11 protein-coding genes are annotated in these 12,255 nt (G+C 71.1%); 2 read left to right on the forward strand and 9 right to left on the reverse strand.

What is annotated here, in order from left to right:
- Window positions 1-9: 9 nt before the first annotated feature.
- Window positions 10-381: a hypothetical protein gene (locus AB1460_RS11560; protein ID WP_368961007.1), complete on the reverse strand. Its 372-nt coding sequence runs from the start codon at window positions 379-381 to the stop codon at window positions 10-12.
- A gap of 316 nt (window positions 382-697) precedes the next feature.
- On the opposite strand from AB1460_RS11560, the gene AB1460_RS11565 reads away from it, so the two are divergent.
- Both AB1460_RS11565 and AB1460_RS11570 read left to right on the forward strand, forming a co-directional pair.
- Window positions 698-1,903, forward strand: coding sequence for an ABC transporter substrate-binding protein (locus AB1460_RS11565; RefSeq protein WP_368961008.1), 1,206 nt, complete (start codon window positions 698-700; stop codon window positions 1,901-1,903).
- A gap of 281 nt (window positions 1,904-2,184) precedes the next feature.
- Entirely contained in the window at window positions 2,185-3,375 is a 1,191-nt protein-coding gene (locus AB1460_RS11570) for a cytochrome P450 (protein ID WP_368961010.1), read from the forward strand.
- A 125-nt stretch (window positions 3,376-3,500) separates the two neighbouring features.
- On the opposite strand, the gene AB1460_RS11575 is transcribed toward AB1460_RS11570, so the two are convergent.
- The 8 genes from AB1460_RS11575 to AB1460_RS11610 all read right to left on the reverse strand — a co-directional run bounded on the left by AB1460_RS11575 (window position 3,501) and on the right by AB1460_RS11610 (window position 12,174).
- The gene (locus AB1460_RS11575; protein WP_368961012.1) at window positions 3,501-4,304 is read right to left on the reverse strand and encodes a TetR/AcrR family transcriptional regulator; all 804 of its coding nucleotides are present in this window, start codon (window positions 4,302-4,304) and stop codon (window positions 3,501-3,503) included.
- Window positions 4,305-4,306: 2 nt separating this feature from the next.
- Entirely contained in the window at window positions 4,307-5,119 is an 813-nt protein-coding gene (locus AB1460_RS11580; RefSeq protein ID WP_368961013.1) for an ABC transporter ATP-binding protein, read from the reverse strand.
- Entirely contained in the window at window positions 5,116-6,069 is a 954-nt protein-coding gene (locus AB1460_RS11585; RefSeq protein ID WP_368961014.1) for an ABC transporter permease, read from the reverse strand. Before AB1460_RS11585 ends, AB1460_RS11580 begins: the two co-directional genes overlap by 4 nt.
- Window positions 6,066-6,992 (reverse strand): TauD/TfdA dioxygenase family protein, encoded by a 927-nt coding sequence (locus AB1460_RS11590; RefSeq protein WP_368961016.1) that lies wholly within the window; start codon window positions 6,990-6,992, stop codon window positions 6,066-6,068. The genes AB1460_RS11585 and AB1460_RS11590 overlap by 4 nt, the downstream gene beginning before the upstream one ends.
- On the reverse strand, window positions 6,989-8,053 hold the full coding sequence (locus AB1460_RS11595) for an aliphatic sulfonate ABC transporter substrate-binding protein (protein WP_368961017.1): 1,065 nt from the start codon (window positions 8,051-8,053) through the stop codon (window positions 6,989-6,991). The genes AB1460_RS11590 and AB1460_RS11595 overlap by 4 nt, the downstream gene beginning before the upstream one ends.
- Window positions 8,054-8,515: 462 nt before the next feature.
- Complete coding sequence (locus tag AB1460_RS11600) at window positions 8,516-10,051, reverse strand: TIR domain-containing protein (RefSeq protein ID WP_368961019.1); 1,536 nt, start codon at window positions 10,049-10,051, stop codon at window positions 8,516-8,518.
- Between the two features lie 260 nt (window positions 10,052-10,311).
- The gene (locus tag AB1460_RS11605; RefSeq protein WP_368961020.1) at window positions 10,312-10,896 is read right to left on the reverse strand and encodes a hypothetical protein; all 585 of its coding nucleotides are present in this window, start codon (window positions 10,894-10,896) and stop codon (window positions 10,312-10,314) included.
- 117 nt (window positions 10,897-11,013) lie between these two features.
- Entirely contained in the window at window positions 11,014-12,174 is a 1,161-nt protein-coding gene (locus AB1460_RS11610; protein ID WP_368961022.1) for a winged helix DNA-binding domain-containing protein, read from the reverse strand.
- Window positions 12,175-12,255 lie beyond the last annotated feature (81 nt).

A 12,255-nucleotide genomic window follows, 5' to 3' on the forward strand; every position in this document is an offset into this window, starting at 1 on the left:
ATCAGCGCACTACGCCTGGCCGGGCACAAGAGCATCGCCCCCGCCCTGCGGGCCACCGCCCGCAGACCCGAGCGCGTCCTCCAGATCATCGGCCTGATCAGCGAAAAGGGACTTTGACGGAGCCCTGGTCCACTGCCCACCCAGCTCGCCGGCCCAGTAGGTGTTCACCGAACCGGGACAGCCCGCCGGCTCGGAGATGATCACCTCGACGTCCTGAACCGTCTCGACGGGGCCTCCGCAGCTTCCGGCGGGTGGCTGCTGGTCCGTGGACGCGGCGCCGTCTCCGGCGGTCGTCGACTCCAGCCCGGCGCATCCCGCCAGCAGACTGCTCCCGAGTACAGCGGCGAGCATGCTCGCCAGGACCGTGCGCCTGACCCCCATACCGCTACCGTATGGGCCCAGGTGGACAAATGGTCCGGTTCGTCGGCGCGCAGACAGCTCCGTGCCGGGCCTCCGGCGGGCCGGTCCCGTCGGCGGGCTCCGCCCGGCTGGCCGGCCAGGCCGCGGCCTGGCCGCGGCCCTCCGGGCGGCGGATGACCGGGGTGAAAGTCGGTGGCTGGTCGCCCGCCTGGGTCCGCCCATCACGTCTGGATTTTGGGTTAAAGGTGGTACTTTGCCGCCATAGCCTGCGTTTTGCCTGGGCGGAACCTCGCGACCAGCGAACCTGACAGCCGCCCGGAATCTCCCGGGAGGAACCATGCGTGCGAACGGTCCGATCGGTTCTTTAGTGATGGCGGCCGTCATCTTCGCCATCGCGATTGCTGCTTGCTCCACGGTCAGCACCGGTAGTGAGGCGGTCGCCTGTAACAGTCCCGGTGTGTCTGCCGACGAGGTGAGGATCGGCTTTGTTTTCTCGGACTCCGGTGCGGGCAGCGGCGCCCTGTCTCCGTCCCGCGCCGGCGTCGACGCACGACTCGGGCTGGCGAACGAGGAGGGCGGTATCCACGGCCGGAGGATCGAGTACGTCATGCGTGATGACGAGACCTCGCTCTCTCGGAACGCACGTGCTGTCAAGGAGCTCGTCGGGAAGAAGTCCGTGTTCGGACTCGTCGCCGCGACGGTGACGCTCAATGACGCGATGGTGCAGCTTGACGAGCAGCAGGTGCCGGTGGTCGGGCTGGCCGCCGAGGCCACCTGGGCCGCGCATCAGAACATGTTCAGCTTCATCTACACGGACTCACCCGGGGCCGTCGCCCGCTATGTCGGGTCAACCGGCGGGACCAGGGTCGGCATCGTCATCACCGGCACGGCACCGTCGACGCTGGAGCTCGCGGCGAAGTACACGGACTCACTACGCGCGGTCGGTGTCGCCTCGGATCTGGTTCCTTTCTCCGCGGCGAGCGACAGCCCCGTGCGCACGGTGCGGGAACTCGCGGAGAAGGGAGTGAACGCGCTGATCGGACTGTCGACGCTGGATGATCTGGCCGCGATCATGCAGGCCGCTCGCGATGAACACCTGGACCTCGCCGCCAGTGTGGCGCTGAGTGGCTATGACCGGCAGTTGCTCGCCACCACCGGCCCGACGATGTCCGGGCTGTCGTTTCCCGTGTACTTCCGCCCCTTCGAGGCTGGTGGAGCCGCCATCGACCGTTATCGCGAGGCGGTCGCCAGGTTCGCTCCGGAGATCGGGCAGCCTGATCGACAGATGGCGATGTTCGGCTACATCTACACCGACATCTTTCTACGGGGCCTGGAGCTGGCAGGCCCCTGCCCGACCCGTGAGGTCTTCATCAGTGCGCTGCGCAACGTCACACATTATGACGCGGGCGGTCTGATCTCCCCGGTCAGCTTCCGTGACAACGCCGGAGAGCCCAGCCCCTGCGCCGCGATCGTCCAGATCAACGCGGCCGGAGACGCCTTCGATGTGGCCCGGGAACGTATCTGCAGCGATGGCGCCGGCTGACCGGCAGGCGTGGGTCGGACCGGCGAGGTGGGCTGCCGAGCCGAGCCGAGCCGAGCCGAGTTGAGCCGAGCTGAGCGCCGAGCCGTGGCGTGGCGGGTCGGTGCGGCGGGTCGGCGGGTCGGCGACATCTGGCAGGGCGCCGCCGGGGCAGCTGGACCGGTCCGAGCCGTCCCAGGCGGCCTCCACCCGCCCGCTATCTCATGCAAGACCTCTTGCATGAAATGGCGGGCGGTGCGACTGTCATCGGTGACATCCACTGGTTCGGCACTTCTGGAGGCGGCGTGACGACCTCGGAGCTCTCCGCGGGTCCGATGGACCCCACGCGCGACGACCGCAAGTCGGCGGCCCTGGCAGCCCAGCGTGTGCACGCCGATGCCGGGGCGCGGGTCGTCGGCAACTTCCGGGAGGGCCGTGAGATCCTGCGCAGCTCCCAGGTGCGCCAGGCCGGTGCGGGTTCCGACCAGATGGACCCGGATGACGAGTTCTGCCCGGTCTTCTTCCTCGACGGCGACACCCATCGCCGGCGGCGTACGTCGATCGCCCGCTTCTTCACCCCGAAGGCCATCAGCTCCCGCCACCGCCTGGTCATGGAGCGCACCACCGACGAGCTGCTCACCAGGGTGCGGGCCGACGGGACGGGGCGGCTCGACGAGCTGAGCTACAAGCTGGCCGTCGCGGTCGCCGCGGAGATCGTCGGCCTGACGAACAGCAACCAGGCCGGTATGGCGAAACGCATCCAGGCGACCCTGCTCGGCACCCGGCTACGCGGCATGCATCCCGTCGTCCGCTTCGGGGCGCAGGCCGTGACCGCCGTGCACGGGATCCGCTTCCTCCTCCACGATGTGCGCCCCGCGATCAGAGCCCGCCGGGAGCAGCGGCAGGAGGATGTGATCTCCCATCTGATCGAGGAGGGCTACCCGGACAAGGCGATCCTCATCGAGTGCATGACCTACGCCGTGGCCGGCATGGTGACGACCCGTGAGTTCATCGTGATGTGCGCCTGGCACCTGTTCGACGACGATGCCCTGCGCGCCCGCTTCGTCGCCGGTGACGAAGCCGACCAGGTCGCGATCCTCGAGGAGATCCTCCGGCTCGAGCCGGTCGCCGCGATGCTGCACAGGCGCGCCACCGAGGACGCCGACCTGGGAGTGGGCGCCGTCAGAGCGGGAGATCTGGTCGCGGTCAACATCCGGGCCGCCAACGTCGACCCGGAGACAGTGGGTGCCTGCCCGCACGCCCTCGACCCCGATCGGGCCGGCCGGGAGAAGGTGGTCGGCTCCTACATGAGCTTCGGCGACGGCAGCCACCGGTGCCCCGGCGCGCAGGTGGCGATCGCCGAGACCCGGGTGTTCCTGGATGCGCTTCTGCGCCTGCCCGGCATCCGCCTCGAACGCGCCCCGGACATGACCTGGTGCGACGGGCTCATGAGCTACGAGCTGCGCGGCGCCGTCGTCACCTGCTCATCCGCCTGACCTCACCAGGTCGAGGTCACCAGACCGAGATCACCCGGCTTCGTGACCAGGCGCCTGAACCATCAGTTGGATGGCAGGCAGGCAGACAGGCAGTGAGGTAGTCAGTCAGTCAGTCAGGCAGTCAGTCAGTCAGCCGGACCGGGCCGGGCCGGCGCTGACGGGGGTGCGGTGAGCGCCGCGGCGGCCATGTCGAACAGGTCGGTGACGTACGGCTCGTAGGAGACGTCGCCGCCGGTGCCTGGAAACGCAGGTTCCCCGGTGCCTGCGGCGCGGACCTCGCCGAACCCGGCCAGCGCGGCCAGACAGAGGCGGACCAGATGCGCCAGCCGCAGCGCCCGCAGCGGGCCGGGAACCTCTGCCAGCTGGTCGAGGATCGCCACGGACACCTCGTGCCCGACCGGGCCCGCCGGCCTGCCGCCGGCCCACCACGGGTGACGGGCCGGCGGATGGGAGCTGAACCGGCCGAGGAAGCCCACGTAGTGGCTGCCCGGCCGGCGGGCCTCCTCCGCCAGCGGGCGCATCAGGACGTCGAACAGCCCACGGACGGTCCTGTCCTGGTCCTGGGCGCGGAACGTGGCCAGCAGCTCGGCCCGCCGCCGGTCGAGCGGCGGGACCCGGTGGGCGACGATCGCCTCGAGCAGGCCGCGCTCGCTGCCGAAGTGGTACTGCACGGCGTTGTTGTTGCCGTTGCCGGCGGCCCGGCAGATGTGCCGCAGCGACACAGCTTCCAGGCCGTGCTCGGCGTAAAGCCGTTCCGCTGCCAGCAGGAGCCGCAGCCGTGCCTCCTGGGACCGCGGTCCGGCGGCCGCGGTCTCCCACTCCGAAGCTGTCTTCCGCCCCGCCTCGACCGAGGTCAGCTCCGGCTCCGGCGACGGGGCGGACGATGAAGGGGCGGACGGCGACGGGGCGGACGGCGATGCTGGCAGCATGACTAACAGTATTCGGCCTGGTGCCCGTCACCCTCGCCTGCCTCGTCGTCGACGACTCCGAGCTCGGTCAGCAGGCGGGCGCGCAGGGCGGTGAAGGTCGGGTCGGAGCGGTGGCGCGCACCGCCGATCCGGACCGGCTCGTCCAGGGAGAGCCGGCCGTCGGTGAGGACGGCGACCCGGTCGGCCAGCAGGATCGCCTCGTCGACATCGTGCGTCACGAGCAGCACGGCCGGCCGGTGGCGCCGGCACAGGTCACGCAACAGGCTGTGCATACGGATCCGGGTGAGCGCGTCGAGTGCGCCGAACGGTTCGTCGAGCAGGAGCAGGCCGGGGGAGCGGACCAGGGCCCGGGCGAGTGCCGCCCGCTGGGCCTCCCCGCCGGACAGTGTCGCGGGCCAGGCCCGTTCCCTGCCGCCGAGCCCGACCTCGGCCAGCGCCGCGGTAGCCCTGGCACGGGCGTCCCGGTGCCGCAGGCCCAGTTGCACGTTGTCCAGCACTCTGGCCCAGGGCAGCAGCCGTGGGTCCTGGAAGACGACCGCGTCGCGTTCGGGAACGGTCGCCTGCCCGGTGGCGTCGGAGTCGAGACCCGCGAGGATGCGCAGCAGCGTGCTCTTGCCCGAGCCGGACCGTCCGAGCAGCGCGACGAACTCGCCTGCGGCGATGTCCAGATCGATGCCGGCCAGTACCTCGCGCCCGGCGAACTCGCGGCGCACGCCGCGGACGCGCACGGCAGGCTGGGAGGCGCCGCCGCCCGCATGCGCCTGCGGAGCGGTCGCGGTCGGGCTGGGCACCGTCGGGGCGGGGGCGGCGGTCATCTGGCCTCCAGGCCGCGACGCCACACCAGGGTGCGGCGTTCGAGCAGGCGGACGAGAGCGTCGGAGAGCAGGCCGAGGACGCCGTAGACGGCGAGGCCGACAACGATGATGTCGGTCTGGCCGAACGTGCGGGCCTGGTCCATGAGATAGCCGATCCCGCTGGAGGCGTTGATCTGCTCGCTCACCACGAGGATCAGCCACGAGATCGTGAGCGCGAACCGCAGGCCGACGAGGAACCCCGGCAGGGCGCCGGGCAGGACCACCCTGCGGATCAGCCCGAGGCGGCCGAGCCGGACGGTGTGGGCCAGCTCCACGAAGCGCCCGTCGACGCCGCGGATCGCCGCGAAGGTGTTGATGTACACCGGGAACGCGGTACCCAGCGCGACCAGGAACACCTTCACCTCCTCGCCGATGCCGAACCACACGATCGCCAGCGGCACCAGGCCGAGGATGGGAACCGCGCGCAGGATCTGCACGGGCGCGTCGACCAGGTCCTCGCCGAGCTGGAACAGCCCGGACACCAGCGCGACGGTGACACCGAGCGCGAGTCCCAGCGCGACCCGACGCAGCGAGATCACCAGGTTGTCGCCCAGTGTGCCGTCGGCTGCCAGGGAGTAGCCGGTGTGCAGCACCGTCCACGGCCCGGCGAGGACGTCCTCCCGGATCCATCCCGTGGACGAGCCGACCTGCCAGATCGCCACCAGCAGCGCCGGGCCGAGCAGCCGGCGCAGCCACTTCGGTATCGGCCGCCGGCGTGGCCGGTCCGGGTCGGCGAGCGCCAGCGTGACGCTGCCCGGCCCGCCCGTGGCCGGAGCGGCGGCCGCCGGCGCCGCGGAAACGGTCTGACCCGCGGCGGTGGGAGCAGCGGCGGTGGCGGTGGGAGCGGTGGAGCCGGGGGCGGCGCCGAGATCGTCGGCGCCGCCACGGTTGCCCAACGCGAGCGAGGTCACGAGAACGACCCGCCCTCGCGGGCCTCGGACTGACCGCCGTCGACACCGACCGGGATGTCACCGGCGATGGTGATCCGGTGCATCACCCGGTCGAAGCCGAGGTGGCCGTAGTCGGTCGGGACGAGGTGGGCGGTCGCCCGGTTGTCCCAGAACGCGATGCTGTCGGGCTGCCACCGGAACCGGACCGTGTACGCCGGGGTTGCCAGGTGGTTGAAGAGCAGGCTGAGGACCTGCTGGCTCTCGGTGTTGGACAGCTCGACGATTCGCTCGGTGAAGTTCGGGCTGACGAAGAGAACACGCTCGCCCGTTTCCGGATGCACGCGCACCACCGGGTGGACCGTCTCGTAGCGCGTGCTGGTGAACAGCTTCTGCAGCTGGCTGCTGTCGCCACGCTCCAGGTGGATCTGGTTCACGTGCACCGCGTGCAGACCGTCGATGAAGCTCCGCAGCGGCTCGGAAAGCGTCTCGTAGGCGACGGCCAGATTCGTCCACTGGGTGTCGCCGCCGTAGGGCGGAATGACCACGCCGCGCAGGATCGAGCCCATCGGTGGGTTGTGGACGAACGTGACGTCCGTGTGCCACAGGCTGCGGACCTGGAACCCGCTCTTCAGACCGGCCGAGTAGGCCTGCGAGTCCAGCGGGAAGATCTCCGGGTGGCCCTCGAGTGTCGGCAGCGTCGGGTGCCCCGGGGTGACCTCGCCGAACTGCCGACCGAACGCGATCTGCTGGGCCGGGGTGACATGCTGGTCGCGGAAGAACACGACCTTCCACTTCAGCAGTGTTGCCCGGATCTCCGCGACGACCGCGGGCTCGAGCGGCTCCCTGAGGTCGACGCCGAAGATCTCGGCACCGATGTAGCCGGACAGCGGGCGGACATCAAGGCCGACGGCGGATGCGGTTTCGGTCTCGTTCGTGATGGTCACTGCTGGGCCTCCTGTACGGCAGAGTTGTAACGGACGTCGAAAACCTTGGAGATGTCGACCTTCCGGGGAAGGACACCGCTGCTGAAGAAGAGATCGGCCAGTTTCTGCGCGCCGCCGATGCTGGTCGGGTCGATGGGGACGAAGGTCGACGGGACACTCGTGTCCACCAGCAGCCGGGCGGTGCCGCGCGGAACGTTCTGCTGCTCGACGTAGTACCTGTCGATGTACTCGTCGGCGTGGCCGTTCCGCCAGGAGACGGCCTTCACCCAGCGCCCCACGAAGTCACCGAGAGCGGCCTGCTTCGCCGGGTCCGACAGCACTTTCTGCGTCGTGATCAGGTACTGCACGACCGGAGAGGCGTCGGCGCCCTCCACCCTGCGGGCGGTCGGATTGGCCTGCAGGTAGGTCGTGGCGAGCGGCTCGGCCGTCACACCGGCGTCGACGTCACCGCGGGCGAGCGCGTTGGGAATGTCGGTCACCGCCAGACTGACGACGTCGACGTCCTTCTGCTGCAGGTCCACGGACTCCAGCGAACGCAGCAGATAGGCCTGCAGAATGGTGCCGGTCGTGATGGCGACCTTCTTGCCCTTCAGGTCCGCGACCGAGCGGATGGTGCTGCCCGGCCTGGTGGCGAGGACCAGCTGCCCCGGTGGGTTGTGCCAGGCGGCGATCACCGCGAGGTCCTGGCCGGAGGCGGCGGCGATCACCGGCGGGGTGTCGGCGACGTAGCCGACGTCCACCGCGTTCGCCCGGAACGCCTCCAGCAGCAGCGGGCCGGAGGCGAACGTCGACCAGTCGACGGTGTACGGCGTCCCGGTGCCCTGACCGGACAGGTCGAGGGCGGGCTTGAGCGTTCCCTGGTCACCGACGCGTAGCTCCGTGTCGGCCGGGATCGCCGTCGGGAAGCTGGTTGCCGGTGTGGCCGCCGTACCGCCGGAACCTGAGCCGGCGTCCGAGCCGCAGGCGGCCAGTGCGCCGACGGTGAGAAGAGCGGACAGGGCTGCCAGGGCAACCGTGCGGCGCGGCCGACCCCGGCCGGCCCGGAGGGCAGGCGTGAACACAGGACTCCTCGTGGAGGTGGGATGCCGCGCGGCGCCCTGCGCGGTGAAGAGGTGCACCCGAGGGGACGGGGCTGGCGCCTTGACCCGCTCACTGAAGCATTTAAGTCAGCCGTTTGTCAACTTAGTCGGTCGAGATACTGCCCTTATGTTTCAGGGTGATCTCAACGGGGTGCGGCGGGTGCGGCGGGCGCGGCGGAATGCGGCACGCGCTCGGCCACGGGGCCACCGTCAGCTGGGCCGGCGTCGAGAAGCCTGCCTGGTGACCGACTGCCGGCGGGCGTGGACAACGCGGCCAGGCAGGGCCGTGCGCGCGCCGGCGACGGTGGGGGCGCTTGGTGCTTCCTCGCCAACCGGCGACACAGGGGCAACCGGGGGACAGTCGTCCGGGCCCGCCCCCCGGACGCCTCCGTTCGCCGTGCCGCGTTCAGGCAGGACGGCTCGCCGCAGGCCGGGTGGGTCGCGTCAGGTGTTGGTCACGCCGGGGTAGGGGGGCTGCGTGGGCGGCCGGTAGTGGCCGTCGACGACCCGCTGGATCTGCTTGCGGAGTTCCTGCTCGTCCGTGCCGGAATCCGTGCCGCTGAGCCTTATCGGTTTGATTCCGGCGAGGAAGCCCGCCGGCTGGTAGTCGCCGACGATGACCGGGACCACCGAGCGGCCCTGCCCGGCGGGGTCGTTGCGCCAGGCCTCCATCCAGACGGCCTGGGCCCTCGGGTGGGCCTCGAGGTTCGTCGAGACGATGACGATGGTCCGCTCCGCGACCGCCATGGCCTCCTGGAGCTGCCAGGTGACGTTGTTCGCCGCCTGGATGTCCCAGGTCTCGATGTGGACCGTGTAGGCCTTGTCCTTCTCCAGTGCGTGGGCGATCCACGCGCCCCAGCCCTCGTCCTCCTCGGCCGCCGCGATCAGGAAGTCCCATCGGACCGCGTCGTCGGGGAGGGGGTCGCCGCTGCCTGCCCCGGCGGAACTCGTCACCGGGGCAGGGGTGGGGACGTTGGCTCCGTCCTCGGGCGCCTCGAGCGTCCAGCCGTTCTCGCCGGGAACGGTGAGCCATGCTGTTCCGCTGAACTTGGGCACCCGGATGTCCACCTCGCGATAGGCGCCCGGATCCAGCCCGAGCAGTTCCTGGGCCGTGGTGTCACCGTAGAACTCGGACGACATGATGACCGCGAGATTCACCGAGGGGTTGGCGGTGAACACGGCGCGGATGGGCGGCGAGTCGATCAGTCGGTTGCCGACGATGACCGCGTCCCCGCCCCAGCCGGTCCCGTCCTTGACGACGTCACCGTGATGAAGGGACAGCCGCAGCCGGATGCGGCCGGACGCGGTGCGAGTCCGGTTGTAGCTGCGCAGGCCACGGCGTATCTCCTCGACGAAGTCCGCCGCGATCAGCGCCTTCGGAACGTCGCCGGAGACCACGGCTACCAGGCCGTCGCCGGTGTCCTGACGGGTGACGGCCGCCGCGGGGATCCGGGCGTCGGCAAATGCGTCGTTGACGATGTCGCGAAGGCCGTCGCGGATTCCCAGCTGCACCATGACACCGTTGCGGCTGTAGCCGACGGCGTCGAGCACGATGACGGTGCCGGGCAGGGGCAGCCGGCCGCGGGTGCCGTGGCGGCTCCCGGGCCTCGTGGGCCGGGCGCCGGCCTCGGTCTCGGCCTCGGCATCCGTCTCGGCATCCGCTTCGGTCTCGCCGGCCGCCAGTCGGACCGCGGCGCGCCGGGCCTCGGCCAGGCCAGCCCCGAAAACGGTGTTCGCCGGGTAGGACCGCTGCGCCAGCTCGAGAATCCGTAGCCGGCCGCCCTCCACCTGGCCATCACCCAGGGCGTCGTTCACCGCCTCCCACCGAGCGGCCGCGGTGTAACCGGCCGGCAGGGCGCCCCTGCTGAAACCGGCCTGCGCGAGCAACTGGTCGGCGGTCCGCGGTTCGTAGAAGACGTTCGCGAGTTCCGCGACATCCTCCACCCGGAGCCGGCGAAGCCGCCTCACCTCGTCTGTCATCGAACCCCCCGTGCGTGCCAGGACGACGCGCCCGCTGCCCACCGCCAGTGTCACACCGCCGGGTCGGCTGTGTGACGCACCGGTCGCGATCGGCGCGATCGTACCGCCGGTGCGCGAAGCCGGAGGGCCGGCGCCTGCCCGTTGTCCGGCCCGAGCGGGAACACGACGTGACGATGCCGCAGATCAGCACGGTCACCGCGGGAGAGGAGAACGGGCCGTGTTTCCTTGCCGACAGGTGAGGTCGAAGGCATGCCCGGAGATCAGCGGGACCGGGCGGTGCGAGCCGCCCGCCCGCCGGGCCGAGCGGCTGTCGCCGGCGGGTCGACGGGAAGCGTCCAGACCAGGTCGATCGACTCGTCCGGGCGCAGAGCCTGCCAGGCCGCCCGCAGGACGTTCAGCCGTGCGGCGGCGCGTGCCGGCAGGTCTGGCGGAAAGGACGGGGCGTCCGTGCGGTAGACCCGCCAGGCTGACGCGATGTCGGCGGGGTTCGGCGGCACGTTCTGCTCGACCGCGCGGTGCACGGCGCCGGCGACGATCTCCGCGAGCCGGATCTCGCGCTGGTTGGCTCGTTTCAGGTCACGGGAACGCTGATGACTGTCGTGGCGGAGCCGGCCGGCCACGACGGACATGCTGCCGAACATCGCTCCGGCGGCGATGCTGCCCCAGACGCCCCGGCGCAGCCTGAACTCGTGTTCGGCCACGAAATGCGCCAGGTCGTGCGGCACACTGAACGTCCGGTCGTAGGAGTGCATCCGCAGCGACACGCCGTCCGGGCGTTCGACGGTGGCGACAGAGCCGCCTTCGCCGCCCTTCGGGCCGTCCAGCCGGCAGAAACTCACGCGCATTCTGTCAGCCTGAAGCCCCGCCCGCCGGCTGGCGAACCGTTTTCGCCGCCGTGCGCATGCGCCGCCGCGGCGCTGCCAGAAATGTGGCGCCGAGCAAGGGGCTCGTTCGGCTGGGCGTCAGCTGCCGAGGAACCGTCGGACGTCGGCGGCGTCCGCGCGGAGCGAGGCGGTGACCTCGTCGGACAGCGGGGCGAACGGGGTGAGTTCGACGGTGCCGCCCGGCATCGCCCAGGTGGCGACCGCCTTGCCGTCGACCAGCGCGATCGGCCGGAAGATGCCGTTGGTGGTGACGACCGACTGGTGCCCACCGACGATCCAGTCCCGCGAGATCCAGCCGTGCAGGACCGGATCAAAGCTGCCCAGCAACCTCGGCGCCGGCAGGGCGGGCGCCGCAGCCGCAGCCGGCTCCGGCGCCGCCCTCAGCCTGCCTGCCGGTTCCGACCGTTCGCGCAGGTCGATGAGGCCGTTCCCCAGGTCGATCAGGTGGTCGCCGGCGGCGGTGAGACCGCGCCGGATGTCGCCGACCGGAAGGCCGGCCCAGCGGGCGGCGTCGGCAGGCGTGGCCGGTCCGTGGCCCACCAGGTAACGCCGTGCCAGTTCGGCCAAAGCGGTGTCCCGGTCCACGGCGGGCGGACCACCCAGCCAGTCCCGCACCAGAACGAAGGCCTGCTCGCCACCGTCGACGACCGGCCCCCGCACCACCAGACCCCGACTCGACGCGAGAACCATGACGTAGACGAGAGCCTGCCGCTCGGTCCGCACACCGGCCGCGTCCAGGTGTTCCTTCAGCCGGGCGCGCACCAGGGGCCCTTCGCCGGCCAGGGCCCGCTCGACAACGGTGACACCGCGGTCGGCCTCGGCCGCGGTCAGACCTTCCTGCGCCAGGCGCCGTCTGATCTGGGCCGCCATCCGGGGTGCGGTCAACGCGTGTAACCACCAGTAGTCCTGGGAGCGCACCAGGTGGAGAGTGCCGCGGTTGAGCCAGGTGACGACGATCGACCGGTCGACGGACAGCGCGTCGTCGACATCGCTGGCGTGCAGCCCGTCCGTCCGCGACCGGATGGCCAGTCGCATCCCTCGCCCGTCCTGCGCCTGCACCGCGAGGAGCCGCTCGACGACGTCGACGACGTCGACGACCCGCGGCGCGCCGCGGTCGGTCAGGCCCTGTGCCCGCAGTCGACGGGCCGCCACCCGCCGACCCGGGGAACTGACCGACGAACCGCCGCCGCTGCCGTCGCCGGCCTGGCCGCCGTCGCTCTGGCTGTCGCCGTCCGTCATTCGTCCAGGCTGCCATGCCACCGCAGGGGACGAGGAGCCGGCAGGCATGGCGCCTGCCGGCTCCTCGCACCTACACGATCA

This window comes from Parafrankia sp. FMc2, assembly GCF_041008525.1.
Lineage (GTDB): Bacteria > Actinomycetota > Actinomycetes > Frankiales > Frankiaceae > Parafrankia.